The following is a 26998-nucleotide window of genomic DNA, read 5'->3' as shown; positions in this document are numbered from 1 at the left end:
CTCAGGCTGCGTGCTTCGGATCGCGGTCGAGGCAGGCCGCCAAGCCCACGTCCTGCGCCGCGCCGCGAAACGTCGCGTGCGACGCCCGCAGAATCTGCGCGATCGCGGTGTGGACGCGAAGCGCATTCGTCACATCCACCACCGGATCCTGCGCCGATCGCAGGAATGCCAGCAGCCCCTCGGCCTCTTCGATGGTGGCGGCCCCGACAATGGCGGCGACATCGCCTTCATATGCAATCGGCATCACATGATCTCCGCAGGATCGAGCACCAGCAGCACACGTCCGTCGCCGAGCAGCGCGGTGCCGGAGAACACGCGCGTCGCGGCCAGCACGGCGTCGAGCGGCCGAACGATCACCTCCAGCCGTTCGCGAAAGCCGTCGACGATGACGCCAACCCGCCGCCGGCCGGCCTGCACCACCATCACCGCCTCCTCGCCATCGGCATCGGCCTCGGCGGACGGCAGGTCCAGCACGCCCGCGAGCCGCACCAGCGGCACCACGGCGTTGCGCAGCACGAAGGCTTCGCGATCCTTGATGGTGTGGATGTGCCGGCGCGCCACCTTCACGGTTTCCGCGACCGCATCCATCGGAATGCCGAACACATGGTCGCCGCACAGCACGGTGACGACCCGCGTCACCGCCATGGTCAGCGGCAGGCGCAGGGTGATGGTGGTGCCGATGCCGACGCGGCTCGACAGCCACACCTCGCCGCCCGCCCGCTGCACGGCCGTCCGCACCACGTCCATGCCGACACTGCGGCCCGACAGGTCCGACACCTGATCGCGGGTGGAGAAGCCGGCTGCGAACACCAGATTGACCGCCTCGGTATCCGACATCTGCGCGGCCTGCTCGGAATCGATCAGGCCGGTCCTGAGCGCCTTCGCCTTGACCGCCTCGGGATCGATGCCCTTGCCGTCGTCGACGACCTCGATCACCACATTGTCGTTCTCCTGGCGCGCCGCCAGGCGAATGGTGCCGTGCTCGGCCTTGCCGGCGGCGCGGCGCGCCTCGGGCATCTCGATGCCGTGATCGACGCTGTTGCGGACGATGTGGATCAGCGGGTCGGCGAGGCTTTCCAGCACATTCTTGTCGGCCTCGGTCGACTCGCCCTCGATCTCGAGTTCGATCGCCTTGTCGAGCTTGCGCGCCGTGTCGCGCACCAGCCGCGGAAAGCGCTGGAAGAGCTGGCTCACAGGCATCATGCGCACCGACATGACGCCGACCTGCAACCCCTGGGCGATGCGGTCGATGATGGCGAACTGATCCTTGATCTCGCGCGACATCTGGCGCGATCCGAACACATCCTCGGCACGCTTGGCGAGATACGGCAGGCCGTTCTTGGCCACCACCAGTTCCGCCACCAGATTCATCAGCGTGTCGATCTTGCCCTGGTCGACGCGCAGCACGCGCGTCGCGCCCGACTTGCCGTCGTCACGATGCTCTTCGGCGCGGCGCGCCTCGGCAGGTGCCGCGCCTGCCTCGCCCGCCGGCGGCGCCGCCGCCTTCTGCGCGCCGGCCGCCGGTGCGAGATCGCTCAGCAGCACACCGATGAACGCCGCCAGCGGCTGGTGATGCTGCTGCGTCCGCGCCGTCCCCAGCGCGGCATCGAGACCGGGAATGCGGTCCGCCGCACCGATGGCGGAAAGCGCGTTGCGTACGGTGGTGGCCACCGCTTCGAGCCGGCCGGCCGCGATATCGCCGCTGGTCGCGGTGGCGAGAATGGCGACCTGGACCGCCAGCAGATCGACGGCAAGGCTGCGGGCACTGTCCGGCGCGGCGTTGTCCGTCCTGGCGTCATCCTCGGCCTCCGGCATGCGCCCCTCGCCCACCGCGCGCGCCAGCCGGGCGAGCAGCGGCTGCGCCGCCATCCCTCGCACGTCGAGCACGCGCCGCAGCCAGCGCAGCGCCGAGGCTTCGAAGCTTGCCGGCGCCAGGATGTTCTCGAGCGCCGCGACCGCCGCAACGAGGCCCGACGCATTGCCGATGGCGAGCGCCGCCTCCGCCGCCTCGACGAAATCGGCGCACACCTCGCCACCCGCGGCCTGCCCGACCGGCACCACCAGATCATCGGGGTGGATAGAGCAAACCTGCACGCGGTCATAGACGTAGCGGGTGTGCTCATGGATCTCGTCGAGCCCGGCACGACAGAGAACGTGGAAGCGCAGCCAGCACGAGAACGGATCGAGATCGTCGAGCGCCGGCACCGGCGCGCAGTCCTCGGCCTCAAGCGCAACCAGCCCCGGCGCGGAAGCGGCCAGCGCCAGCGGATCGTCACCGCGGAAGAAGCAGTCCTCCTCCGGCTCGAACCGCCACGCCGTCAGCGGCGCGCCCGACGCTGCCGTATCGGCATAGACGCGCGCGCGCATGGCTTCCGGCAGCGCCGCAAGCCAGGCCGGCGCCGGCTCGCGACTCTGAGCCACCGGCGCGGCGGCGGGTCCCCCGGCAGCGGTTGCCGGCCGCGCCCCGGCCTGCGCCTCGCGCATCGCCCGCAGCGCCGCGATACGCCCCGAGGTCAGCCCATCGGCATCCGGCGCCAGCGCCTCGTTGGCCTCCAGCGTATCGATCAACCCGCCGAGCACGTCGAGGCTTTCCAGCAACTCGTCGACAATGTCGGCGCTGAGCGCCAGCTTGTCGGCGCGCACGTCGCCCAGCAGATCCTCGGCGGCGTGGACGAGGCTGGTCAGCGGCCTGACGTCGAACAGACCCGACGAGCCCTTGAGCGTGTGCACCGCCCGGAACACGTCATTGATCAGGCTCGTCTGGTCCGGATGCCGCTCCAGCTCGAGCAGCCCCGCGCCCGCCGTCTCGATCAGCTCGCGCGCCTCAGGAATGAATTGGGCAAGCAGTGCGTTCATGCGCGGCCCCCGACCATTGGCTGGCCCGCCATCAGCCGCGCGTGGTGGGCGAGGCAATCGGGCGTCACCGGTTTCACAAGATAGAGATTGGCGCCGGCGGCAAAGGCGCGCTGCCGGTCGATGTCCTCGGCCTCGGTCGAGATCATGATCGCCGGAATGCCGGCGCCCTCGGCCTGGCTGCGCAGCCGCCCGAGGAACGTATAGCCGTCCATCCGCGGCATGTTGACGTCGACGACCACCAGGTCGTAGCTGGCCTCCGCCATCCTCTCCAGCGCCTCGAAGCCGTTGAACGCTTCGTCGACGGCAAATCCCGACGCCTCCAGCACGTCGCGATAGAACATTCGCACCGTGATCGCGTCGTCGATGATGAGAACATGCGGCTTCGGATCATGCGGCATGGCAGACTCATTCCGGCTTCTGGTAGACGATGGCGGCGGGAAACTTCCGCACGCTGAACAGCGACGATACCCGGCTCATCGATTCCGAATGGCCGAGGCAGACGAACCCGCCGGGGTCCAGCGCCTCGAAGATCGTCTCGGCAGCCTCGCGCCGCGAGATGTCGTCGAAATAGATCAGGAGGTTGCGGCAGAACACGACGTCGAAGCCGCGAAAGCGCGATGTCGACAGCGCATCCGAAAGGTTGGCCTGGACGAACATGATCGAGTTGCGGATTTCCGGAACGACCTGAAATACGCCCTCGCCCACCCGATTCATGTAGCGCGCGATGGTCGCCTTCGGCAGATACTGCAGCGCCCGCTCGCCATAGACCCCGCGCTTGGCCTGTTCGAGCACCTGCGTGTCGATGTCGGAGGCGATGATCTCGATCGAGAAATCATCGACCCGCGGCCAATGGTCGAGCAGATAGAAGGCGATCGAATAGGCCTCCTCCCCGGTCGAGCACGGAATCGTCCAGATCCGCACCGTCTCGCCGTGCCGGCGCCCTCGCGTCACCTCCGGCAGGATCGACTCGACCAGGCAGCGGAACTGGTACTCCTCGCGATAGAAATAGGTCTCGTTGACCGTCATCGCATTGACGAGGTGCTGCAGCTCGGCGCCATTGGCCTGGAAGCGTGCGAGATTGAAATAGTCCCGGAAGGCCGGCAGATTGCACGCCGCCATGCGCTCACGCAGCCGCTTGTCCACGAAGTAGCGCTTGTTGTCGGCAAACATGATCCCCGTCTTGCGGTAGAAGAACTCGCGGAACCGCGCGAAATCCTCCTCCGAAATGACGGGCTCCGCCCTGCGCATTGCCGGCTGAATCATCCGCTGTCCCTATGCGATCCGCCGGATCGCTGCGGTCACGGCGAAGGCCATGAACGGCTCCGATTTGAAACGAGCGGCAAGTGCCGCGAGATCCGCCACCATGTCCGGCGTGCCGATCTCGGCCAGCACCTCGACGGCAGCCGCACAGACATTGACGTGCGGATCGCCGGCGATGACCTGCCGCGCCAGTTCCGCCGTCGCGGCGTGGCGCAGCCGGTGCAGCACGCCGAGCGCGAAGATGCGCACATCGCTGTCGGCATCGTCGAGAAGCCCGGCGACCGCATCCAACACGTCGTCCGGGTTCATTTCCTGCAGCGTCTCGACGGCACCGTTGCGGCGCGAGGCATCCTCGTCGCGCAGGAGATCGAGCAGCGCCGCCACCGCCTCGCGTCCGCCGGTGCGGCCGAGCGCGGTGAGCAGCGCCTCGACGACGCTCGGCTCCCGCTCCTTCCGAAGCCGCGCCGCAAGCGCGCCACCCGACTCGCGCCGCCCGCCGAGCAGGCGCACAGCCTTGCGTCGTACCGCCGGATCGGCGGCGTCGAGGTCGCCCATCAGCAGATCGGGCTCCGCTGCGGCTGCCTCAGTGTCTGCCAGAGTTTGCCTGATCAGTGCCATCCGACCCTCACGCCAGCCAGGAAACGATCTGCGCCGGAATGCGACCCGCCGGCAGCACGGTGGTTGCCCCACCAAGCCGCACCAGCTCGCCCGGCATGCCGAACACGATCGCCGAGGTTTCCGACTCGGCGATGGTGCGGCCGCCATGCGCCTTGAGATCGCGCATCGCCTCCGCCCCATCATTGCCCATGCCCGTCAGCTCGACGCCAATGACGCTCGGGGCCTCGAACGCCTTCATCGCCGAGCGCACGAGGCGATCGACACTGGGATGCCACAGCCAATTCGGATCGCTCGCGACCGCATTGACGAGTTTGCGCCCCAGGCGGCTCTCGACCACCACATCCATGTCGCCGCGGCCGATATAGATTCGCCCGCTCGTCAGCGGCGTCGGCTCGGAGACCTCGACCACCTCAAGCTGGCACAGCCGGTTGAGGCGGGCCGCGAACGGGCCGGTGAAGGCCATCGGCATATGCTGCGCGATCACCACCGGCCACGGCAGATCGGCCGGCAGCGCCGGCAGAATGTCCTCCAGCGTGCGCGGACCGCCGGTGGAGACCCCGACGACCACCACGCCGCCGACCGCGCCAAGCTTGGTGCGCAGCACCGGCCGCCGGCGGGTTTCGGCAGCGGCCCGCCGCACCCGGCTCGCCAGCCCCACTGCGCGGCGCGGGCGCGCCCGTGCCGCCGCCCGCACCTTGGCGCGGATCTCGTCGGCAATCTCGTCGATATTGAGCGACACCGTTCCACCGGGCTTGGCGATCCAGTCGACCGCGCCGAGCTGAAGCGCCTCAAGCGTCGCCACGGCCCCTTCGGTGGTGATCGACGACAGCATCACCACCGGCTTCGGGTTGGTGGCCATGATTTCGGACAGGCAGGTCAGCCCGTCCATTTCCGGCATGTTGACATCGAGCGTGATCACGTCGGGGTCGAACGCCGGGATCTGCTCCAGCGCATCCTTGCCGTTGCGGGCGGTGCGCACCTCGAATCCACCGCGTTCCTCGAACACGGCCCTGACGAATTTTCGCATCAGGGCCGAGTCGTCGACGATCAGAAGCTTGACCAAGATTGCCTCCGATGGGTCTGCTGCAATGCCGTGCCCTGCGCCGCGCGCCGGTGCCGGCCGATGCCCCACGCCCGCCGCCAGACCGGCGCCGGGAATGACGCATCCGCCGGCCGCCGGATCAGGCGGCGTCCTGCACGGCGTCCATCTCGTCGGTCGCCAGGAGCCTGGCGACATCGAGCATAAGGATCATGCGCTTGGCTGCCGGCAGGTTGGCGACATGGGTGATGGCGCCGGAGTCGTCGCTGGCGATGTCCGGCGCCGGCGCGATCGCCGAGCGCGGAATGCGCAGCACCTCGGACACCTGATCGACGATGAAGCCGGTGCGAACGCCGCCGATGGTGAACACCATGATGCGCTGGCGGTCGCTGCGCTCGATCGCCGGCAGGCCGAAGCGTTTGCGCTGGTCGATCACCGGCAGCACCGTGCCGCGCAGGTTCACCATGCCCTCGATGAAGGCCGCCGACTTCGGCACGTGGGTGAGCTGATCGGGCACGCGCACGATCTCCTGCACGGCATCGATCGGCACGCCGTACTCCTCATCGGCAAGGCGGAACACCACGAACTGGTCTTCCTCCTCGGCGGTCGTCTGGAGATCGTCACCCGTCCTGGCCATCGCCTCCCCCTGGTCGCGGACTTCGGTACTTCTGAACGCATCCTGGATGGTGGCATTGGTGAACAGCCGCTCCGCCGACAGGATGGCCACCAGCCGCCGGCCGTCGTCGATCCGGCAGACCATCTCCACCTCGCGCAGCGAGCCGCCACTTGCCAGGAGCTCGGGCAGCGGATCGACGATGCTGCGCTGGACCCGCAGCACCTCCTTCACCGTGTCGGTGACGATGCCGACCGCCAGCGCGTCGTCGTGCTTGGACAACGACACGACGACGATGCGACACTGCTCGGAGAGCTCGCTCATCGGCAGGCCGAACAGCCGTCGCAGGCTCACCAGCGGCAGCAGGCGGTTTCTCAGGGTCATCACCCCGAGCACGCTCTCGTCGCAATTGGGCACCGCGCTGATCACGTCCGGAACCTGGACGATCTCCTGCACGTGCTCGATGGGCAAAGCATATTCCTGCCCGGCGAGTCCGAACGAGACGAGCTGGATTTCATCCGTGCTCGCGTCGCCCGCGCGGTTGCGTTCCGCCGTCAGCCGCTCGCCATGGAGATCGGCCGCGGCGTCCTTGCGTGCCGCGCGTGCGCTGCCCTGGCGCATCAGCCGGCCCGGCTCCAGGATCATGATCATGGCGTTCTCGCGCTTGATCATGCCGGAGACGAGATCGGTCGCGACCGTGCCATGCATGGTGTCGGTGCTCTCGATCTCCTGCAGCTCGCTGGTGACCACGCTCGCCATCCGGTCGACGACGAAGCCGACCGGCGTGCCCTGATTGATCACCACGACGCGGGTGGCGTCATCGTGCTCGGCGTCGGGCAGGTTGAACACCCGCCGCAGGCTTGAGACCGGCAGCACGTTGCCGCGCAGATTTGCAAGCCCCGCGAGGCTGCGCGGCGCCAGCGGCACCTCCACCATCTCGGGAAGCCTGATGATCTCCTGCACCTCGGCCAGCGGCACCGCATAGGTCTCGCGGTCGACGTGGAAGGTCACGAACTGGCGGACGGTCCCGGAGGATTCGTCCTCCACGTCCGGTTCGACGACATTCGATACGGCGGACATGACCGCACTCCTTCAAGGGTTGCGAGGCATGCGCTCAGTCGCGGTTCTGCAGCTCGTCGGCGAGCGAGGCGATCTCCTCGATCGCGGCGGCGAGTTCCTCCGCACCCTTGGCCTGCTCCTTGGCGGCCTGCTGGGCCTCGCCGGACGCGGTGGCCGCCTGCTGGGCGGCAGCGGCAATCATATCGACGCCCGCCTTCGCCTCGGTGAGGTTCTTCAGGATCTCCTCGGAGCTGACCATGACGTCGCGGCTTCCGGTGAGCACCACCACCATGTCGGCGGCCACCGTCGCCATGTTGGCGGAGATCGCCTTGTTCTTCTCCACCTCGGACATCGCCGCCGCCGAGATCTCGTCGAGGTCGCGGCGCACCACCACGATCTGGTCCTGGATCGCCTTGACCAGATCCTTGATGCGCTCGGCATTCTCCGACGAATCGCGAGCGAGATTCCGGATGTCGGTGGACACCACCATGAAGCCCTTGCCGAATTCGCCGGCACGCGCCGCTTCGATCGAGCCGTTGACCGCGAGCATGTTGGTCTGGATGGCGACGGTGGTGATGGCATCGACGATCTTGTCGATCTTGCGGCTCACCTGCTCGAGCCCATTCATCTGCTCGCGGTTCTTGTTGGTCTGCTCAAGAGACGCGCTGACGCCCTCGATCAGCTCATCGACGCTGCGGCGGTTCTCCCGCAGCAGAGAGCTGATCGCCTCGCCCTTTTCCAATCCGATCTTGGCGCGCTCCATCGACGCCTGCGCGCCCTTCTCGATCTGGGTCACCGCGGCGGCCGACTGCTGGGCGGCCGACGACTGCTGCTGCGAGCCGCGGTTGATCTGCTCCAGCGCGGTCATGATCTGGGCCGCGGCGCGGTTGATCTCCTCGACCGCCGACGACAGCTCCTCGGCCGCGGCGGCGACATCCTCGGCGGAACGGCCGATGTCGGTGGAGTTCTTCAGTTCGTCGGCGAGCGCGCTGAGTTCGTTCGCCGCCTGCTCGCTCTGGGTCAGCGCCGTGGTCTGCTGCTCCAGCGTCTTCAGCGCTTCCTCGCACGCCGCCGACTGCTCCTCGGCAGCGGATGCGATGGCCTCGGAGCCCTTCTGCGCCTCGATCGACGCCTGCTCGGATTCGACCGCGGCGCGGGCGATGATGTCGGCGCCGGCCAGCACCTCGCCCATGTCGGCGGCAACCGTCTTGAGCTGCTCGGTGACCAGATTGCCCTTTTCGACCTCGGCGCGCGCCGCCTCGGCCGAGCGGTTGATGCCTTCGGCGATCACCTTCACGTCGCCCTGGATCTTGCCGATGAGTTCCTGGATCTCGCGCGCGCTCTTCTCGCTCGTCTCGGCCAGCGTGCGCACCTCGTCGGCCACCACCGCGAAGCCCTTGCCGTGCTGACCGGCGCGCGCCGCCTCGATGGCGGCATTGAGCGCCAACAGGTTGGTCTGGTCGGCGATGCGGGCGACGGCGCGGACGATGTCGCCGATCGACGCCGCCTGCCGCTCCAGCTCGACGATGAACTTGACGGAACTGGCCTGCCGTTCGGCCGCGGTGTTGATCGAGGCCACCGAGGTGACGATCTGGTTGGAAACGTTGCCGACCAGCGTCTGCAAACCGGCAACCTTGTTACGCGAGGTCTCTGCCGCCGCCAGGGCATCGCGGTTCTTGCCGGCGATCGCAGTCACCGCGCGCTGCGACTGCTCCGAGGCGCTGGCCGCCTGTTCGGCCCCGGTCGCGATCTGCTCCATCGCCTTGCGCAGCTCCTCGGCTGCGGAGGACGCCTCCGTGATGCCGCTGGCAAGCTGGGCGGTGGCGGTGGCGACGCGCTCGGCCGCCTTCTGCTGCTTGGCGTGAGTGCGCGCCTTCTGGCGGTTTTCATCGGCCAGGCGGCCGAGCTTGCTCAGCGCGACCTCTTCGCTGCCGCGCGCAAGCCCCTTGGGAGCACCCGACGCCGCGAGCGCGTTCTTCTTCACGAGAGCCATGTCCAAGCTCCAAGCTGGAGTGCGTGAGCGCACGGCCGGAGAGCCGGGCCACGAGGACCCGGGCACGTCCGATCACGCGCCTGTTGAAGGCGTGGGGGTACGCCGGCCAGCGCGACCCTGCGTCATTGCGGCGACGGGTCGCGAAGGTGGGCGGGGGTAATAAAATAACGGCCGGACTGTCACGCCGCCGTAGTTAACGCTCCACTAAGCCGGGACGAAAAACCGACCCGGAGCGCTCGATTACTTGCAGGGCGCGGCGGCGCGCACGCTCTTGTTCATGGCGTGCATGCGTCACAACCACCGCGATGCAAGCAAGGGATGATAGTTTCAAATAAACGAAACCAAAACGCGCGTCGCCGGCTGCGGCATGCGCCGCGTCACGGCCCATGCGCGCCCTTGCGGAGACGCGAGGCGAGTCGCCGGCAACGGTCATCGCCGTCGGGACGCGATCCCACCGCGCCGCCCGCCAGCACAACGCCCGCACGCCGACTGCCGCACGCCGAATGTCGCTGCTCAACGGGAAGCGTTCACGCGCAAAGGCGGTCACTCTCTGCCGCTCATCGGACGCTGCCAAACATCCCGAAGCGGAATGCGGCAGGTTACGTATGGAGCCATTTTTCGTGTCGCAATTTGCGAATCGCCCCAGAGTTTCGGTCGCCGATGATCTATCCTTCGTGCAACGGTATTGCGCCGCATATAAGTTGCATCAGGCATCTTAGGGTTTCTGGGGAGAGCCTTGACAGATCAGCCGGGCCAGGAGGTCTCCACCGACGATGCCCCGCCGAAGGTCGTCCCGCCCGAGCAGGACGATCTGCGGGTCGTCGGCATCGGCGCCTCGGCCGGCGGGCTTGAAGCGCTCCGGCCACTGATCGCGGCTTTGCCGGAATCCTCGAACCTGTGCTTCGTGATCATCCAGCACCTGTCGCCGCAGCACCGCAGCATGATGGTCGACCTGCTGGCGCGCGAGACCCGGATTCCGGTGCGCAGCATCACCAACCGCACCGCGCTGAAGCCCAACGTCATCTATGTGACGCCGCCCAATTGCGACGTGCTCTACCGCTCCGGCAAGCTGATCCTGCGCGCGCCGCTCGATGAGAAGGGGCCGAAGCCCTCGATCGACCAGTTCTTCGCCAGCCTTGCGGCCGAGCTCGCCGGCCGCGCCATCGGCGTGGTGCTGTCGGGCACCGGCTCCGACGGCGCCAACGGCATTCGCGCCATCAAGGCGCACGGCGGCATCACGTTTGCCCAGGATCCGGTCACCGCGAAATACGAGAGCATGCCGCGCGCCGCCATCATGACCGGCGGCGCCGACATCGTCCTGCCGCCCAAGGAGATCGCCGCCAAGCTCGGCCTCACCGCCAAGGGTCAGGATCTCCATCTGGAGATGACGGAAAGGGCCAGCGGCGTCAGCCCGTTCCACGCCCTCATCCAGGTCGTGCGCCGCCACACCGGCATGGACTTCAGCAACTACAAGGAGACGACACTGCGCCGGCGGATCGGCCGGCGCATGGCGACGCTCAAGATCAAGAACCTCAAGGACTACGTCAGCCACATCGACACCCACCGCGAGGAAATCGACGTCCTGGCGAAATCCTTCATGATTTCGGTCACGTCGTTCATGCGCGACACCGAGGCGTTCGCAGCCCTTGAGCCGGTGCTCGAAAAGCTCGCCGCCAAGAAGCAGACCGGCGAGACGCTGCGCATCTGGGTGCCGGCCTGCGCCACCGGCGAGGAGGCCTATTCGATCGCGCTGCTGCTGGCCAAGAAGACGCTCGTCCGCCACGACGCGCCGCGCGTCCAGATCTTCGGCACCGACATCGACACGCTCGCCACCATGCAGGCGCGGCGCGGCGAATTTACCAGCGCCAGCGTCGCCCATCTCGACCGCGCGCTGCTGCGCAATCATTTCGTCAAGGCCGGCAACGTCCACCGCATCAGCAAGTTCGTGCGCGACATGGTGGTGTTCTCACGCCACGACGTGGTGAACGACCCGCCGTTCAAGAACATCGACCTGATCAGTTGCCGCAACCTGCTGATCTATTTCAAGCCGGCGCTGCAGGAGCGCATTCTCAAGCTGTTCCATTACGCGATGGCGCCGGGCGGCTATCTGTTCCTCGGTCGCTCGGAATCGCTCGGCTCGAGCCGCTCGCTGTTCAGCGCCGTCGACCTCCGCCACAAGATCTACCACCGTCGCGACGTCTCCAACCGGCCCCACCACATCGCGCGGCTGAAGGAGCCGTACACGCCGCCCGACCAGGGCGCGAAGAAGCCCGGCAAGGCCCCCGGCCTCTCCAGCCAGACCCTGGTTCAGGCCGGCATCAACCTGCTGGCGGACTCCTACGGCCCGCCCAGCATCCTGCTGTCGCGCGATGGCGACCCGCTGCACTTCTACGGCAATGTCAGCCGCTTCATCCGCGTCGGCGCCGGAACCGGCCCGGTCGACTTCAACCTGATGACGCTGGTCGATCCGGCCTTCCGGTCGGATCTGCGCGTCCTGCTGCACCGCTGCACGCGCGACCGCCTGCCCATCCGCGGCCAGTATCGCGAGAGCCATCCGGCCGGCCGGCTGGTCCGGCTCGCCATGCACCCGGTCGACAACAGCGAGGCCGACGACCCGCTGTTCATGCTGAGCTTCGAGGAAGCCGAGCAGGCGCGGCCGCGCGGCAAGAAGGCCGCTGGGCTGGTGAACGAGGTCGACATTCAGCAGGTCGCCACCCTGGAGCAGGAGCTCAAGGCGACCAAGGAGAACCTGCAGTCGGTCGTCGAGGAGCTCGAAACCTCGAACGAGGAGCTGCAGGCGGCCAATGAGGAGCTGCACGCCTCCAATGAGGAGCTGCAGGCTTCCAATGAGGAGCTGGAGACCACCAACGAGGAACTGCAGGCGACCAATGAGGAGCTGTCGACCGTCAATGACGAGCTGTCGGCCAAGACCAACGCGCTGGCGGAGATCAATGGCGAGCTCGAGGGCATTCTCGCCAACTCGGTCGAGGCGATCGTTCTGATCGATCCCAAGCTGCAGGTGCTGCGCTACAACAGCAAGGCGGCGCGGATCCTGCGCCTGTCGCCGATGCCCGACAAGCAGAACCTGCTGAAGAGCGGAATCATCGCCGACATGCCGCAGATCCTGACCTGGATCGACGCGGTGCTGACCACCGGGCGCAACCATGTCGGCGAGATCCAGATCGACCAGGGCACGTTCCTGATGCAGATCTCCGCCAACAAGGTGCGCAAGCGCCTGCGCGGCGCGATCATCACCGTGTCGGACATGACCGAGCTGCGGCGCGCCCAGCAGGCTGCCGCCGAGCACGGCCGGCGCGCCGAGCACCTGATCAAGACCTCGAGCGAGGGCATCATCATCACCGACCGCACTGGCCGCGTGGTGGTGTGCAATCCCGCCGCCTGCGCCTTTCTCGATGTCGCGGCCGACAACGTCATCGGCTTCCCGGCCGACCGCCTGTTCTTCGACAGCGACCGGGCGGAAGCATTGCTCGAACACCTGCTGTCGACCTCAGGCCCCAACGCCGAGCGCAGGCTGGAGATCTCGATCCCACGCAACGACCAGTTCCGCCATTTCGACGTGCTGCTCAGCGAGTTCGCGATCGAGAGCGGCTGCTACCGCGCCATCACGCTGCGCGACAACACCCGCATCCGCGAGATGAGCGTCACCCTCGAAGCCGCCAAGAAGCTGGCCGAGGAGGCGAGCCGGGCGAAGACCGACTTCCTCGCCAAGATGAGCCACGAGCTGCGCACGCCGCTGAACGCCATCGTCGGCTTCTCCGACGCCATCCTGAGCGAAGTGTTCGGCCATCTGCAGCACGAGCGCTACCTGTCCTACATCACCGACATCCACACCTCCGGCATCCATCTCGCCAATCTCATCAACGACATCTTCGATATCGCCAAGATCGAGGCCGGCATGCTTCAGCTTCGCGAGGCGACGGTGGATCTCGTCGAGCTGGTGTCGAACACCGTCAATGTGGTCTCGCCGGTGGCCGCCAAGGCCGGCGTCATGGTGGTGCCCGACATCCGCGCCGCGCAGCTGTTCATGACCATCGACGAGCGCCGCATCCGCCAGGTTCTGCTGAACGTGCTGTCGAACGCCATCAAGTTCTCGCCGCGCGGCAGCACGGTTCGGGTGAAGGTGCTGGTGCCAGAGGGCGGTGGCGCGGCGATCGAGGTGCAGGATTCGGGCATCGGCATGACGCAGGAGACGGTGGCGCGGATCGGCTCCGGCCCGATCACCTCCGGCCTGATGTCGCCCGGCGGCGAGGAAGGAACCGGGCTCGGCCTGCCGGTGAGCATCGCGCTGATGCAGGCGCACGGCGGCACGCTGTCGATCGACAGCACGCCGGGCCGGGGCACCGCCGTAACGCTGATCTTTGGGCCTGACCGCGTACTGCTGCGCCCGGCGCCAAATGGCGGCAATGACCCACGCCACCATGCGCACGACGAGTCCGCCATCGCCCGGTTTGGACAGGGCCACGAGTCACCGGGCCCGTTCGGCGCATCGTGACCGGGCCTTGGGGCGGTGGGGCGCCTTGGGGCGGTGGGGCAACGTGCCCCTCGCCCGCGATGGCGCCGCCTCAATCGAACAGGCTCGACACGCTCTCTTCCGATGCCGTACGGCAGATGGCTTCGCCGAGCAGCGTGGCGATCGAGATCACCCGGATGTTGCGGGAGACCCGCACAGCCTCGGTCGGCTGGATGGAGTCGGTGATCACCAGCTCCTTGATCTTGGAGGCGGTGATGCGCGACACCGCCCCGCCCGACAGCACGCCGTGCGTGATGTAGGCGTAGACCTCGGTCGCGCCCTGCTGCAGCAGCGCCTCGGCGGCATTCACCAAGGTGCCGCCGGAATCGACGATGTCGTCGACCAGCACGCAGATGCGGCCCTCGACGTCGCCGATGATGTTCATCACCTCGCTCTCGCCGGGGCGCTCGCGGCGCTTGTCGACGATGGCCAGCGGCGCATCGATGCGCTTGGCGATGCCGCGGGCGCGCACCACGCCGCCGACGTCGGGCGACACCACCGTCACCTTGTCGAGCTGGTAGCGCTCCTTGATGTCGCGCACCATCACCGGCGAGGCGTAGAGATTGTCGGTGGGGATGTCGAAGAAGCCCTGGATCTGGCCGGCGTGGAGATCGAGCGTCAGCACGCGGTCGGCACCGGCGCGGGTGATGAGGTTGGCCACCAGCTTGGCCGAGATCGGCGTGCGCGGCCCCGGCTTGCGGTCCTGCCGGGCGTACCCGAAATAGGGAAGCACCGCGGTGATGCGGCGCGCCGAGGCACGGCGCAGCGCATCGATGATGATCAGCAGCTCCATCAGGTGGTCGTTGGCCGGGAACGAAGTCGACTGCACGACGAACACGTCCTGCCCGCGCACGTTCTCCTGGATCTCGACGAACACCTCCATATCGGCGAAGCGCCGCACCACCGCCTTCGCCAAGGGCGTTTCGAGATAGGCGCCGATCGCCTCGGCCAGCGCCCGGTTCGAATTCCCGGCAACGAGTTTGATTACGCCGTTGCGCGTAGACATGACGTCGAAGTCCCCATCACACGGTTGCCGGACGATCTCTTGACGATCCCGGGAGACGATCCCGCCGCAAACCCCGGCTGGAGAGCAGGATTTGCGGCGACCGGGGTGCGAAGCTCCGGCCTTGCGGCCGGATTTCGTATCACACCGGTTCTCCGGAAGATCACGCCGTGATCCCGGCTACTCCCTTCTCGCCGACCGCCTGACCCGCGACGGGATATGCGGCGAACCCATTGCGAAAAACTCGGCCTTGCGCGCTGCCGTTCGCAGCACGCCGAGCGGGCGCTCTTCGGCCGGCGTCCTGATAACAACGCGATGACAAGGCGTAAATAGCAGGAACGCTGATCGGCAAAGACGTGGTCAATCCGCTGTGTAGCCAGCCACCGCCGAGACGGCCGGCTCGCTCGCCGGTGGGGCGGCTGCAACGTCCGCCCCCTCGGCCGCGCGCGGGGCCGCGCCGGCCGGCGGCGCGGTGCGCAGCCATTGCGACAGCTCGGCGACGCTCTGGGCGGCGATCTTGGCCACGGCATCGCTGGAGCTCGACCATGCGTCGCTGCCGGCGGCAACCTCCTCGCCGGACAACCGCACCGTGCGGCGCCGGTTGGCGTCGAACACATCGAGCACCCACGCCACCTTGCTTTCGGCGCCTTCATTGTGCGCCGCCAGATAGGCGCGCACGCGATAGTCGGCATTGTCGTTTCGGGAGACGATCAGAACCCGCCGCGCCTCGGATTCTCGGGCGATATCGGCGACCAGACGATCGAACACAGGTTGCGGCGCGCCGCTGATCGACTCGAAGGCGACCGGCACCAGACCCGACTGCGCGGCCGGCGAAGCGGCCTGATCGGCATTGGAGACGCAGCCCGCGGCGCTGAGCGCCAGTGTCAGGACGGCCAGCCGGCCCTTCCAGACCCGCAAAAACGCAAAGCGGCCTCTGCTCTCGCGCATGCCCACCCTCATGCTGCCGTCGCACCGAGGGGCGATGTTTAATGAAAGGTTAAGTCCGAGTCGAGAGGGCGGACCCGTAGGCGCGGGCCGTCAGCTTCGCCGCTTGGCCGGGACGACATCCTTTCCCTGCGCGTCGTCCCGGGCGAGCGTCAGCGAGGCCCGGGACCGTCATCCGGAAAGCCCCCGGCCTGCCGGGCATCATCCCGGCGGGTCGCAAAGGAGACACCACACCGGCACTCAGGAACTGAGAGCGATGGCGCTGATCAGCCGGCCGTAATCCGGCTCGCCGCGGTGGGTGGTGCGGCGATAGCTGAAGAAGCGCGCCTCGTCCGCATAGGTATCAAGGCCGAGATCCTCGATCTCCCCCACCCCCGCCTCCGCCAGCCGGTCGCGGATGAAGCCCGGCAGATCGAAGAAAGCGCGATCGCCGGTGCCGGCGGCGAAATAGCGTTCGCTCGCCGGGTGGGCCTCGCGCACCCGGGCGATGAAGTCCGGCCCCACCTCGTAGGAGGGCTGGCGGATCAGCGGGCCGATGGCGGCGACGATGCGGCCGCGCCGGGCGCCGAGCCGCTCCATCGCCCCCACGGTCGCCGCGATCACCCCGTCGACCGCACCGCGCCAACCGGCATGGGCGGCGCCGATCACCTGCACGTCGGGATCGGCGAACAGCACCGGCCCGCAATCGGCAGTGGTGATGCCGAGCACGATCCCCGGCCGGTCGGTCACCATGGCGTCGGCCCTGGGCGCCGCCTCGCGCTCCCACGGCTCGTCCACCACCGCGACGTCGGGCGAATGCACCTGATAGACGCTGACCAGCGGCCCCGGCACGCCGAGCGCCGCCACCATGCGGGCGCGGTTCTCGCGCACATGAGCGGGCTCGTCATTCGAGCCCTGCCCGCCGTTCAGGCTGGCGTACAGCCCTCCCGACACGCCGCCCTGGCGGGTGAAGAAGGCATGACGGACGTGACCCAAGGCGGCAAGTCGCGGCGAGGTGACGACCGGAAACGGGTTTTTGGGGCGGGAGTTCGGCACGGGGGATGTCCTGTTGCGGGGGGATTTCGCAGGCGCGGGCATCGGCGTTGCGGACACTGTTGCGATAGACCGGAAACCCGCTCGTCAGCAAGCGCGTGCGCCCGCTTGCACAAAGGCTGACCAACATTCCCCGGGATTGCCGAACGCGCGGGCACAGTTTCATCCGGAGCCCCGAATTATCGGGCTGTTCTTCTGGCATGAAACGTGCTGAGGTACTGGCCATAATGCATCTAGGGTTCCGGCCGCGCCTGCGGCGTCTGGTCCGAGAGATGCGCTCCCATCCCGTTGGGGTGGAGCCACGGCGGGATAAAAGCCCGGGAGATCCACCGCGAGAAGCTTCGGATTCTCAAGGCGAGGTCTCGACCCGTGCACCCGCTCGATGGGCCTCCCGATTCGGATCTCCTCGCGGCCACCGCGTGTGATCCAATCGCGAGAGGTTCCATGACCATCTCACTCAAGCGAATTTCCGCCGTCTGCCTCGGGCTTGCCACCGCGGCCGCCATCGCCTGCTCGCCGGCCGGCGCCGAGGAGAAGAAGGACTTCAAGATCGCCTGGTCGATCTATGCCGGCTGGATGCCCTGGGGCTACGCCGCCGACTCCGGCCTGATGAAGAAGTGGGCCGACAAATACGGCATCAATGTCGAGATCGTGCAGATCAACGACTATGTCGAATCCATCAACCAGTACACCGCCGGCGGCTTCGACGGCTGCGTCATGACCAACATGGACGCGCTGACCATCCCCGCGGCCGGCGGCGTCGACTCCACCGCCCTCATCGTCGGCGACTTCTCCAACGGCAATGACGGCGTCGTGCTGAAGACCGGAAAGACCGTCGCCGACATCAAGGGCGAGAAGATCAATCTCGTCCAGCTCTCGGTGTCGCACTATCTGTTGGCGCGCGCGCTCGACAGCGTCGGCCTGACCGAGAAGGACGTCTCGATCGTCAACACCTCGGATGCCGACATCGTCTCGGTGTTCACCTCCTCGTCCGACTCGAAGGCGGTGGTGACCTGGAACCCGCAGCTCGCCGAGGTCGCCGCCGTCAAGGGCGCCACCAAGGTATTCGATTCCTCCAAGGTCCCCGGCGAGATCATCGATCTCCTGGTCGTCAACACCGGCACGCTGAAGGACAATCCGGCGCTCGCCAAGGCGCTGACCGGCGTCTGGTACGAGATGATGGAGAAGATGGCGGCAGGCGACGAGGCGATGCTGACCCATATGGCGAAAGCCTCGGGCACCGACCTCGCCGGCTACAAGGCGCAGCTCGTCACCACCCGCATGTTCTACAAGCCCGCCGAGGCGGTGGAGTTCGCCACCTCGCCGCAGCTTCCGAAGACCATGGATCTGGTGCGCACCTTCTCGTTCGAGCACGGCCTGCTCGGCGAAGGCGCCAAGACCAAGGACGCGGTCGGCATCGCCTTCCCGAGCGGCGAGATCCTGGGCGACGCGAAGAACGTGAAGCTGCGCTTCGACGCCGAGGCGATGAAGCTCGCCGCCGAGGGCAAGCTCTGAACGTTCGTCAAATGCGAAGCTTCCGGCTGGTTCGATGAGCTGGCCGGACGCTCCAACGACAGGTACCGGGAGAAACTGAGGCATGGGCCTTCGCATCATCAATCGACGGCCGGGCCGGGGCGGCGCGCTGTTCTGGGGCGCGCTTCCCTTCCTCGCGGTGCTGGCGCTCTACCTCACCTTCTCGGCCATGCGTCTGGCCGACAACCCCAACGACAAGCTGCTGCCGGCGCTCTCCACCATCGCCGAAACCGTTGTCCGCCTCGCCTTCACCCCCGACCAGCGCACCGGTCAGGTGCTGCTGTGGGTCGACACCGCCGCGAGCCTCGCTCGCCTCGCCTGGGGGCTCGCGGTCTCGGCCGCGCTCGGTCTCGTCATCGGCATCGCCAGCGGCCTCGTGCCCTATCTCCGCGCCGGCCTGTCGCCCTTCGTCGCCGTCGTGTCGCTGATCCCGCCGATGGCGCTGCTGCCGATCCTGTTCATTTCCTTCGGCCTCGACGAGCTGTCGAAGGTGGTGCTGATCGTCATCGGCATCGCGCCCTTCCTGATCCGCGACCTCGCGATGCGTGTCGAGGCGATCCCGCCCGAGCTCGTCATCAAGGCGCAGACGCTCGGCGCCTCGACGTGGCAGATCATCACCCGCCTCGTGCTGCCGACCATGCTGCCCAAACTCATCGACGCGCTGCGGCTGTCGCTCGGCCCGGCCTGGCTGTTCCTGATATCGGCCGAGGCCATCGCCGCGCAGGACGGGCTCGGCTATCGCATCTTCCTGGTGCGGCGCTATCTCGCCATGGACGTGATCCTGCCCTACGTCGCCTGGATCACGCTGCTCGCCTTCCTGATGGATTGGGGCCTGCGCGCCATCAACCGCCGCACCTCGCCCTGGCTGACACGGGGGATGGCATGAGCACGGTCCGCGTCCGCGATCTCTGGAAGCAGTATGGCGCGCAGATGGTGCTGGAGCGCATCAATCTCGACATTCCGTCGGGCGAGTTCTGCGCGCTGGTCGGCCCCTCGGGCTGCGGCAAGACCACGTTCCTGCGCCTGCTGCTGGCGATGGAGCAGCCGACGCGCGGCACCATCACCGTCGATGGCAGGCCGCTGCCGCGTGAGCCGCGACCCGATCGCGGTGTCGTCTTCCAGCGCTATTCGGTGTTCCCGCATCTCACCGTCGAGGAGAACGTCGTCCTCGGCCTCGAATTCGCCCGCGCGCCGCTGACCGGCCGCCTCTACGGCGCAAAACGGCGCCGCGCGCTGGAGGAGGTCGCCGAGACCATTGAGCGCGTCGGCCTCGGCCCGTCGCGCACAAAATATCCCGGCGAGCTGTCCGGCGGCATGCAGCAGCGGCTCTCCATCGCCCAGGCGCTGGTGCGCAAGCCGCGCATCCTGCTGATGGACGAGCCGTTCGGCGCGCTCGATCCCGGCACCAAGGCGCAGATGTACGTGCTGGTGCGCGAGCTGTGGCGCGCCGAGCGCATGACCGTGTTCATGGTCACTCACGACCTGAAGGAAGGCTTCTCGCTGGCGACGCGCGTGCTCGCCTTCGACAAGGTGCGTCACGACCCGCAGGCACCCGAGGCCTACGGCGCCACGGTGAAGTTCAACATTCCGCTCGACGACAAGGCCGAACGCGCCGAAATCGTCTCGAAACTGCCCGCCCTCGCAGCGTCGGAGAATGAAGAGGGCGCCACCCGGGGACGACCCTGGGCCAGGCTCTTCGATTTTGCCGGGACGACCCGGCGCAAGCGGAGAGATTCGCATGAGCGAACTTCTATATGAGGACGTGCTGCCGGGCGGCACGCACTGGTCCTTCGTCGTCCGGCGCGGACTGTTGCTGCGTCTCGTCGATGTCGATGGCGGCGCCAATGTCGGGATGCTGTTCTACAATCCCGCCAACCTGTTGGAACGCTACAACGCGCCCGATACGCTGAAGTGCCAGCACACCTTCAAGCTCACCCGCGGCAACTGCCTCTATTCCGACATGGGGCGGGTGTTCTGCTCGATCGTCGACGACAGCGTCGGCTGGCACGACACGGTGTGCGGCAACACCACCCGCGCCGTGGTGGCCGAGCGCTGGGGCACCAGGACCTATCAGGCCTGCCGCAATGACTGGCAGCTCAACGGCCATGACAGCTTCCTGGTCGAGGGCGGCAAGTACGGCCTCGGCCGCCGCGACCTCGCCGCCAACGTCAACTGGTTCTCGAAGGTGGTGGTGGCCGACGACGGCGCCATGACGTTCGACGTTGGAAATTCGAAGGCCGGCGATCATGTCGATCTCCGCTTCGAGATGGACACGCTGGTGCTGCTTCACACCTGCCCGCACCCGCTGAACCCCGCAGCCGACTATCCGCGCGCCGCCGTGCGCTATCAGTTCCGCAGCGCCCCGCCGATGACCGAAGACGACGCCTGCCTCAATGCCTGCCCGGAGAACCGGCGCGGCCTTGAGAACAACCGTCTCTATCACCTGATCGGCTGACGAGGGCCCGCACCATGCTGAAGGAAAGCACGCTGGCCGCCGCGGCCGCGATCTATCGCGCCGTCGTTCCCGCCGGCGACTACTGGCTGCACGAGGTCAAGGCCGGCCAGACGTTCCGCATCGTCGACGTCGACGGCAACCAGGCCGCCGACACGCTGTTCTACAACGCCGCAGATCCGTTCGAGCGCTATTCGGCGAGCGACACCATCCGCGCCCAGGCCAATGTCTATCTCGGCGTCGGCTCCAAGCTGCTGTCGACCGACGGCAACGTGATGGCGACCATCACCGCCGATACCGTCGGCCGCCACGACACGCTGGGCGGGGCCTGCGCCACGGAATCCAACACCGTGCGCTACGCGCTCGAAAAGAAGACCATGCACGCCTGCCGCGATTCCTACCTGCTGGCGCTGGCCGAGCACGACCGCTTCGGCCTGACCAAGCGCGACATCGGCCACAACATCAACTTCTTCATGAATGTGCCGATCACCGAAGATGGCGGCCTCACCTTCGCCGACGGCGTGTCGGGGCCGGGCAAGTACGTCGAGATGGTGGCGGCGATGGACCTGCTGGTGCTGATCTCCAACTGCCCGCAGCTCAACAATCCCTGCAACGCCTACAATCCGACGCCGATCGAACTGCTGATCTGGGGCGAGGGAGCCTGACGCATGTTTGCCAAGGTTCTGATTGCCAATCGCGGCGCCATCGCCTGCCGCGTCATCCGCACGCTGCGCCGCATGGGCATCGCCTCGGTCGCCGTCTATTCGGAGGCCGACCGCCACGCGCTGCATGTCGCCGAGGCCGACGAGGCGATCCTCATCGGCCCCGCCCCGGCCGCGCAGAGCTATCTGCGCACCGAGGCTATTCTCGACGCGGCCCTCAAGACCGGGGCGGAGGCGATCCATCCCGGCTATGGCTTCCTGTCGGAGAACCCGGACTTCGCCGACGCCTGCGCCGCGCACGGCCTCGTATTCATCGGCCCGAGGCCCGAGCACATGCGCGCCTTCGGCCTCAAGCACACCGCGCGCGAGTTGGCGCGCGCGGCCGGCGTTCCGCTGGCGCCGGGCTCGGACCTGCTCGCCGATCTCGACCATGCCCGGGCCGAGGCCGCGCGCATCGGCTATCCGGTGATGCTGAAGAGCACGGCCGGCGGCGGCGGCATCGGCCTCACGCTCTGCCGCGGCGCGGACGAACTTGCGCCGCTGTTCGAGCGCGTCCAGCGGCTGGCCCGCAACAACTTCAAGAACGCCGGGCTGTTTCTCGAAAAGTACGTCGAGCGCGGCCGCCACATCGAGGTGCAGATCTTCGGCGACGGCCGGGGCGAGGTGGTGGCGCTCGGCGAGCGCGACTGCTCGGCGCAGCGGCGAAACCAGAAGGTGATCGAGGAGACGCCGGCACCCGGCCTGTCGGACACGCTGCGCCACGCGCTGTTCGACACCGCAACGCGGCTCGGCCGCACGGTCAATTATGCCAATGCCGGGACGGTGGAGTTTCTCTACGACACCGACAGCGGTGCCTTCCACTTTCTTGAGGTCAACACCCGCCTGCAGGTCGAGCACGGCGTCACCGAACAGGTGACCGGCATCGATCTTGTCGAATGGATGATCCGCCAGGCCGCAGGCGAGCCGCTGCCATTGCACGACCTGCCAGCGCCGCGCGGCGCCTCGATCCAGGTGCGGCTTTATGCAGAGGATCCGGCGCGCGACTTCCGGCCCTCCTCCGGCCTGCTCACGCATGTGCGTTGGCCGGAAGGCGCGCGCATCGAGACCTGGGTCGAGGCCGGCGTCGAGGTGTCGCCCTATTACGACCCGATGATCGCCAAGATCATCGTCACCGGAGCCGACCGCGCCGATGCGCTGGCGAAGCTCGGCACCGCGCTCGCCGCCACCGAGGTGAGCGGTATCGAGACCAATCTCGATTATCTGCGCGCCGTCGTCGCGGGTGAGGACTTCGCAAGCGGCCGCATGACCACGCGCACGCTCGCGACCTTCGCCTATCACCCGCGCACCATCGAGGTGATCACCGCCGGCACCCAGACCACGGTGCAGGACTATCCCGGCCGCGTCGGCTATTGGGATGTCGGCGTGCCGCCCTCCGGGCCGATGGACAATCTGTCCTTCCGCCTCGCCAACCGCGCGGTGGGCAATGCCGCCGGCGCCGCCGCGCTCGAAATCACCATGTCCGGCCCGACGCTGAAGTTCAACGCGGCCGCCGTGATCTGCCTTGCCGGCGCGGCGATGGAGGCGCAACTCGACGATGCTCCCCTGCCCTTCTTCCAGCCGGTTGAGGTCCGAGCCGGTCAGGTGCTGCGGCTGGGCGCCGTCACCGGCGCCGGCTGCCGCGCCTATCTCGCGGTGCGCGGCGGGCTCGATGTGCCCGCCTATCTCGGCGCCAGATCGACCTTCACGCTCGGAAAATTCGGCGGCCCGGCCGGCCGCGCGCTGAAGGCCGGCGACGTGCTGCATCTCGACGACGCGGCCGAGACCGAGCCGCGCCCCGTGCCGGGGCCGCTCGTGCCGCCGCTCACCCGCGACTGGGAGATCGGCGTGCTCTACGGGCCGCACGGCGCGCCCGACTTCTTCACCGAGGACGACATCGAGGCCTTCTTCGCCGCATCGTGGGAGGTGCACTACAATTCCAACCGCACCGGCGTGCGGCTCATCGGCCCGCGTCCGGCCTGGGCGCGCACCGATGGCGGCGAAGCCGGCCTGCACCCCAGCAACATCCACGACAACGCCTATGCCATCGGCACCATCGACTTCACCGGCGACATGCCGGTGATCCTCGGCCCCGACGGGCCGAGCCTCGGCGGCTTCGTCTGCCCGGCCACCATCGTCCAGGCCGAACTGTGGAAGATCGGCCAGCTTCGCCCCGGCGACCGCGTGCGTTTCCGCCGCCTTCGGCCGGCCGAGGCCGCGGCGATGGAGGCGCAGCAGGAGGCCGAGATTGCCGGCTTCGCGCCGGTGCCGTTCGATCCGCTCTGGCTCGCGGCCGATTGCGGGCCGGACTCGGCCATCGTCGGCGAGATGCCGCCGGCCGGCGAGCGCCCGCATGTCGTCTATCGCCGAGCCGGCGACAAGTACCTGCTGGTCGAATACGGCCCGCCGGTGCTCGATCTCGAACTGCGCTTCCGCGTGCATGCGCTGATGACGGCTTTAAAGGCGCTGGCGCGCGCCGGCATCATCGAGATGACGCCCGGCATCCGCTCGCTGCAGATCCATTACGACAGCCGCACGCTGAAGCTGCCGGCGCTGCTCGACATCCTGCGCCGTGCCGAGCTGTCGCTGCCCGACACCGGCGACATGGAGGTGCCCACCCGCATCGTCCATCTGCCGTTGTCCTGGGACGACGAGGCGACGCAGCTCGCCATCCGCAAATACATGCAGTCGGTGCGGGCGGACGCGCCCTGGTGCCCGAGCAATATCGAGTTCATCCGCCGCATCAACGGCCTCGACAGTATCGACGAGGTCAAGCGCATCGTGTTCGAGGCGAGCTATCTCGTGCTCGGCCTCGGCGACGTCTATCTCGGCGCACCGGTGGCGACCCCGGTCGATCCGCGCCATCGCCTCGTCACCACCAAGTACAATCCGGCGCGCACCTGGACGCCGGAAAACGCGGTGGGCATCGGCGGTGCCTATCTCTGCGTCTATGGCATGGAAGGTCCGGGCGGCTATCAGTTCGTCGGCCGCACCTGCCAGATGTGGAACAGCTTCAAGGCGACCGACGCCTTCGAGCCCGGCAAGCCGTGGCTGTTGCGCTTCTTCGATCAGATCCGCTTCGTCGAGGTCAGCGCCGAGGAACTCCTGGCCTTCCGCGAGGATTTTCCGCGCGGCAAGGCGAAGCTCAGGATCGAGCACGGCACCTTCCGCCTCGCCGACTATCGCCGCTTCCTCGCTGCGAACCGCGACGACATCGACGCCTTCAAGCGGCGTCAGCAGCAGGCCTTCGACGAGGAGCGCGCCCGCTGGGAGGCCTCGGGCCAGATCGGCTACGGCGCCGAGCTGCCCGAGATCCTCGACAGCGATGACGACAACCCGCTGCCGCCCGGCGGCGTGGCGGCTGAATCGCCGGTGCCCGGCAGCGTGTGGAAGATCGCCGTCGAGCCCGGCCAGAGCGTCGAGGCCGGCGACATCCTGGTGGTGGTGGAAAGCATGAAGATGGAAATCACGGTCGCCGCGCCGATCTCCGGCGTGGTCGCGGAGCTGCGCTGCGCCGAGGCGCGCGCGGTGGCGCTCGGCCAGACGCTGGCCGTGGTGGTGCCGGCGGAGGCGCGCTGATGCTGTCGCTCGATATCGCCTCGCTCCAGCAGGGCTACGCCACCGGCACGCTGAAACCCGAAGCCGTGCTCGACGCCGTCTATGACCGCATCGCCGCACGGGGCGACCGCCCGGTTTGGATCACGCTGGTTTCAAGGGACGCAGCGCTGGCGCAGCTTGCCGCGGCCCCGCGCGGCCCGCTGTGGGGCATTCCGTTCGCGGTGAAGGACAATATCGACGTCGCCGGCCTGCCGACGACGGCCGCCTGCCCCGCCTTCGCCTATACGCCCGAGCGCTCCGCCACCGTGGTCGAACGTCTTATGGCTGCCGGCGCGATCCTGATCGGCAAGACCAATATGGACCAGTTCGCCACCGGGCTGGTCGGCACCCGCAGCCCCTATGGCATCTGCAGTTCGGTGTTCAGCGCCGACCATGTCTCCGGCGGCTCGTCGTCCGGCTCGGGCGTCGCGGTCGGCGTCGGACTGGTGTCGTTCGCGCTCGGCACCGATACCGCCGGCTCCGGCCGCGTGCCGGCGGCGTTCAACAATGTGGTGGGGCTGAAGCCGACGCGCGGCCTCGTCAGCACACGCGGGGTTGTGCCCGCCTGCCGCAGCCTCGATTGCGTCTCGGTGTTCGCCGGCACGGTGGCGGATTCGCTCAAGGTGTTGGGCATCGCCCAGGGCTTCGATGCCGGGGACGCCTTCTCGCGCCAACCGCAGCCGACGCCGGCCCTGCCCGCGCGCGTGCGCTTCGGCGTGCCGGCGGACCTCGCCTTCTTCGGCGATGGGGCGGCTGAAGCGCTGTTCCGCGAGAGCGTCGCACAGCTCGAAGCCCTGGGCGGCGAAGCGGCGACGATCGACTTCGCGCCGTTCCGCGATGCGGCCTCGCTGCTCTATGCCGGGCCGTGGGTGGCCGAGCGCCGTGCCGCGATCGGCGATTTCGCAGCCAAGCAGCCCGACGCGGTGCACGAGGTGGTGCGCGCGATCGTGCTCGGCGGCGAAAGCTGGTCGGCCGTCGACGCCTTCAAGGCGCAGTACCAACTCGCCGCGCTTGTCCGCGCCGCCGAGGCGGAATGGGCGAAGATGGACGTCCTGCTGCTGCCCACCGCACCGACGATCTATCGCATCGACGAGGTGCTGGCCGACCCGGTGCGGCTCAACAGCAATCTCGGCACCTACACCAACTTCGTCAATCTGATGGATCTGTCCGCCATCGCCGTCCCGGCCGGCTTCCGGCCGGACGGTCTGCCGTTCGGCGTCACGCTGGTCGGCCGGGCGTTCCAGGACGAGCCCCTGGCGCTGCTCGCCGACGCGCTGCATCGCGCTTTGCCCGGCGCCCGCATCGGCGCAACCGACGTGGCCCTCGCCACGACGCCGCCCGCCCGCATCGAGACATCGACGGGTCGTGTCCGGCTCGCCGTGGTCGGCGCGCATCTCGAAGGCCAGCCGCTGCACGGCCAGCTTGTCGAGCGCAACGCCCGCCGCATCGCCACCACGCGCACCGCGCCCGGCTACAGCCTCTATGCTCTCAACGGCACCACGCCCGCCAAGCCCGGCCTGGTGCGCGACGAGACCGGCGTCGGCGGCATCGAGGTCGAGGTCTATGAGCTCGACCATGCCGGGTTCGGCAGCTTCGTGGCGCTGGTGCCGCCGCCGCTCTGCATCGGCACGGTGGCGCTCGCCGATGGCAGCGAGGTCAAGGGCTTCCTGTGCGAAGGCCGGGCGGTGGCCGATGCGCTCGACATCACCGCCTTCGGCGGCTGGCGGGGCTGGCTCGTATCCTGCGCGGCATCGCAATGACGGCTTGCG

19 protein-coding genes and 1 riboswitch are annotated in these 26998 nt (G+C 68.0%); of the genes, 8 read left to right on the top strand and 11 right to left on the bottom strand.

Translation table 11 applies throughout. The features are described from left to right. Position 1: 1 nt before the first annotated feature. The 8 genes from BLTE_RS17980 to BLTE_RS03195 all read right to left on the bottom strand — a co-directional run bounded on the left by BLTE_RS17980 (position 2) and on the right by BLTE_RS03195 (position 9438). The gene (locus tag BLTE_RS17980) at positions 2 to 244 is read right to left on the bottom strand and encodes a hypothetical protein (RefSeq protein WP_160140500.1); all 243 of its coding nucleotides are present in this window, start codon (positions 242 to 244) and stop codon (positions 2 to 4) included. Then, positions 244 to 2856 (bottom strand): chemotaxis protein CheA, encoded by a 2613-nt coding sequence (locus BLTE_RS03225; RefSeq protein WP_126397575.1) that lies wholly within the window; start codon positions 2854 to 2856, stop codon positions 244 to 246. Before BLTE_RS03225 ends, BLTE_RS17980 begins: the two co-directional genes overlap by 1 nt. Continuing rightward, complete coding sequence (locus tag BLTE_RS03220) at positions 2853 to 3254, bottom strand: response regulator (RefSeq protein ID WP_126397573.1); 402 nt, start codon at positions 3252 to 3254, stop codon at positions 2853 to 2855. Before BLTE_RS03220 ends, BLTE_RS03225 begins: the two co-directional genes overlap by 4 nt. Positions 3255 to 3261: 7 nt before the next feature. Further along, a complete protein-coding gene (locus BLTE_RS03215) occupies positions 3262 to 4119 on the bottom strand; it encodes a CheR family methyltransferase (RefSeq protein ID WP_197723259.1) in 858 nt (285 codons plus the stop codon). A 9-nt stretch (positions 4120 to 4128) separates the two neighbouring features. Beyond that, a complete protein-coding gene (locus BLTE_RS03210; protein WP_126397571.1) occupies positions 4129 to 4734 on the bottom strand; it encodes a HEAT repeat domain-containing protein in 606 nt (201 codons plus the stop codon). A 7-nt stretch (positions 4735 to 4741) separates the two neighbouring features. Then, positions 4742 to 5797 (bottom strand): chemotaxis-specific protein-glutamate methyltransferase CheB, encoded by a 1056-nt coding sequence (gene cheB, locus BLTE_RS03205; RefSeq protein WP_126397569.1) that lies wholly within the window; start codon positions 5795 to 5797, stop codon positions 4742 to 4744. Between the two features lie 118 nt (positions 5798 to 5915). After that, entirely contained in the window at positions 5916 to 7466 is a 1551-nt protein-coding gene (locus BLTE_RS03200) for a chemotaxis protein CheW (protein WP_126397567.1), read from the bottom strand. 34 nt (positions 7467 to 7500) lie between these two features. Next, positions 7501 to 9438 carry a methyl-accepting chemotaxis protein gene (locus BLTE_RS03195; RefSeq protein WP_126397564.1) on the bottom strand — a complete coding sequence of 646 codons (1938 nt, stop codon included), beginning with the start codon at positions 9436 to 9438 and terminating at the stop codon, positions 7501 to 7503. A gap of 736 nt (positions 9439 to 10174) precedes the next feature. Here BLTE_RS03195 and BLTE_RS03190 point away from each other — a divergent pair. Continuing rightward, positions 10175 to 13951, top strand: coding sequence for a chemotaxis protein CheB (locus tag BLTE_RS03190; protein ID WP_126397562.1), 3777 nt, complete (start codon positions 10175 to 10177; stop codon positions 13949 to 13951). 70 nt (positions 13952 to 14021) lie between these two features. Here BLTE_RS03190 and BLTE_RS03185 read toward each other — a convergent pair whose 3' ends face one another. The 3 genes from BLTE_RS03185 to pgeF form a co-directional block, all read right to left on the bottom strand. Then, on the bottom strand, positions 14022 to 14975 hold the full coding sequence (locus BLTE_RS03185; protein ID WP_126397560.1) for a ribose-phosphate pyrophosphokinase: 954 nt from the start codon (positions 14973 to 14975) through the stop codon (positions 14022 to 14024). Between the two features lie 357 nt (positions 14976 to 15332). Further along, positions 15333 to 15920 carry a hypothetical protein gene (locus tag BLTE_RS03180; protein WP_126397558.1) on the bottom strand — a complete coding sequence of 196 codons (588 nt, stop codon included), beginning with the start codon at positions 15918 to 15920 and terminating at the stop codon, positions 15333 to 15335. 237 nt (positions 15921 to 16157) lie between these two features. Further along, positions 16158 to 16952: a peptidoglycan editing factor PgeF gene (gene pgeF / locus BLTE_RS03175; protein WP_244600091.1), complete on the bottom strand. Its 795-nt coding sequence runs from the start codon at positions 16950 to 16952 to the stop codon at positions 16158 to 16160. 219 nt (positions 16953 to 17171) lie between these two features. Further along, a riboswitch (guanidine-I (ykkC/yxkD leader) is annotated at positions 17172 to 17275 on the top strand. Between the two features lie 118 nt (positions 17276 to 17393). On the opposite strand from pgeF, the gene BLTE_RS03170 reads away from it, so the two are divergent. The 7 genes from BLTE_RS03170 (at position 17394) to atzF (ending at position 26989) form a co-directional block, all read left to right on the top strand. After that, positions 17394 to 18464, top strand: a complete 1071-nt coding sequence (locus tag BLTE_RS03170) for a putative urea ABC transporter substrate-binding protein (protein WP_126397554.1) — start codon at positions 17394 to 17396, stop codon at positions 18462 to 18464. 82 nt (positions 18465 to 18546) lie between these two features. Next, positions 18547 to 19368 carry an ABC transporter permease gene (locus tag BLTE_RS03165; protein WP_126397552.1) on the top strand — a complete coding sequence of 274 codons (822 nt, stop codon included), beginning with the start codon at positions 18547 to 18549 and terminating at the stop codon, positions 19366 to 19368. Beyond that, on the top strand, positions 19365 to 20240 hold the full coding sequence (locus BLTE_RS03160; protein ID WP_126397550.1) for an ABC transporter ATP-binding protein: 876 nt from the start codon (positions 19365 to 19367) through the stop codon (positions 20238 to 20240). Before BLTE_RS03165 ends, BLTE_RS03160 begins: the two co-directional genes overlap by 4 nt. Continuing rightward, positions 20221 to 20937 (top strand): urea amidolyase associated protein UAAP1, encoded by a 717-nt coding sequence (locus tag BLTE_RS03155; RefSeq protein ID WP_126397548.1) that lies wholly within the window; start codon positions 20221 to 20223, stop codon positions 20935 to 20937. The genes BLTE_RS03160 and BLTE_RS03155 overlap by 20 nt, the downstream gene beginning before the upstream one ends. Before the next feature lie 14 nt (positions 20938 to 20951). Beyond that, complete coding sequence (locus BLTE_RS03150; protein ID WP_126397546.1) at positions 20952 to 21599, top strand: urea amidolyase associated protein UAAP2; 648 nt, start codon at positions 20952 to 20954, stop codon at positions 21597 to 21599. A gap of 3 nt (positions 21600 to 21602) precedes the next feature. After that, complete coding sequence (gene uca / locus BLTE_RS03145; RefSeq protein ID WP_126397544.1) at positions 21603 to 25211, top strand: urea carboxylase; 3609 nt, start codon at positions 21603 to 21605, stop codon at positions 25209 to 25211. Beyond that, positions 25211 to 26989, top strand: coding sequence for an allophanate hydrolase (atzF, locus tag BLTE_RS03140; protein ID WP_126397542.1), 1779 nt, complete (start codon positions 25211 to 25213; stop codon positions 26987 to 26989). Before uca ends, atzF begins: the two co-directional genes overlap by 1 nt. Positions 26990 to 26998: the final 9 nt, after the last annotated feature.

Origin of the sequence: Blastochloris tepida (genome assembly GCF_003966715.1) — a bacterium.
Classification (GTDB): Bacteria; Pseudomonadota; Alphaproteobacteria; order Rhizobiales; family Xanthobacteraceae; genus Blastochloris; species Blastochloris tepida.
The sequence above is the reverse complement of the archived record's forward strand: the minus strand, read 5'-3'. Positions and strand labels throughout refer to the sequence as shown.

Excerpts from the sequence above, each read along its gene's own strand:
- BLTE_RS17980 (WP_160140500.1), bottom strand. The coding sequence starts at position 244 with ATGCCGATTGCATATGAAGGCGATGTCGCCGCCATTGTCGGGGCCGCC.
- BLTE_RS03220 (WP_126397573.1), bottom strand. The coding sequence starts at position 3,254 with ATGCCGCATGATCCGAAGCCGCATGTTCTCATCATCGACGACGCGATC.
- BLTE_RS03195 (WP_126397564.1), bottom strand. The coding sequence starts at position 9,438 with ATGGCTCTCGTGAAGAAGAACGCGCTCGCGGCGTCGGGTGCTCCCAAG.
- BLTE_RS03200 (WP_126397567.1), bottom strand. The coding sequence starts at position 7,466 with ATGTCCGCCGTATCGAATGTCGTCGAACCGGACGTGGAGGACGAATCC.
- BLTE_RS03185 (WP_126397560.1), bottom strand. The coding sequence starts at position 14,975 with ATGTCTACGCGCAACGGCGTAATCAAACTCGTTGCCGGGAATTCGAAC.
- uca (WP_126397544.1), top strand. The coding sequence starts at position 21,603 with ATGTTTGCCAAGGTTCTGATTGCCAATCGCGGCGCCATCGCCTGCCGC.
- BLTE_RS03165 (WP_126397552.1), top strand. The coding sequence starts at position 18,547 with ATGGGCCTTCGCATCATCAATCGACGGCCGGGCCGGGGCGGCGCGCTG.
- BLTE_RS03170 (WP_126397554.1), top strand. The coding sequence starts at position 17,394 with ATGACCATCTCACTCAAGCGAATTTCCGCCGTCTGCCTCGGGCTTGCC.
- BLTE_RS03180 (WP_126397558.1), bottom strand. The coding sequence starts at position 15,920 with ATGCGCGAGAGCAGAGGCCGCTTTGCGTTTTTGCGGGTCTGGAAGGGC.
- BLTE_RS03160 (WP_126397550.1), top strand. The coding sequence starts at position 19,365 with ATGAGCACGGTCCGCGTCCGCGATCTCTGGAAGCAGTATGGCGCGCAG.
- atzF (WP_126397542.1), top strand. The coding sequence starts at position 25,211 with ATGCTGTCGCTCGATATCGCCTCGCTCCAGCAGGGCTACGCCACCGGC.
- BLTE_RS03155 (WP_126397548.1), top strand. The coding sequence starts at position 20,221 with ATGAGCGAACTTCTATATGAGGACGTGCTGCCGGGCGGCACGCACTGG.
- BLTE_RS03215 (WP_197723259.1), bottom strand. The coding sequence starts at position 4,119 with ATGATTCAGCCGGCAATGCGCAGGGCGGAGCCCGTCATTTCGGAGGAG.
- BLTE_RS03150 (WP_126397546.1), top strand. The coding sequence starts at position 20,952 with ATGCTGAAGGAAAGCACGCTGGCCGCCGCGGCCGCGATCTATCGCGCC.
- BLTE_RS03210 (WP_126397571.1), bottom strand. The coding sequence starts at position 4,734 with ATGGCACTGATCAGGCAAACTCTGGCAGACACTGAGGCAGCCGCAGCG.
- BLTE_RS03225 (WP_126397575.1), bottom strand. The coding sequence starts at position 2,856 with ATGAACGCACTGCTTGCCCAATTCATTCCTGAGGCGCGCGAGCTGATC.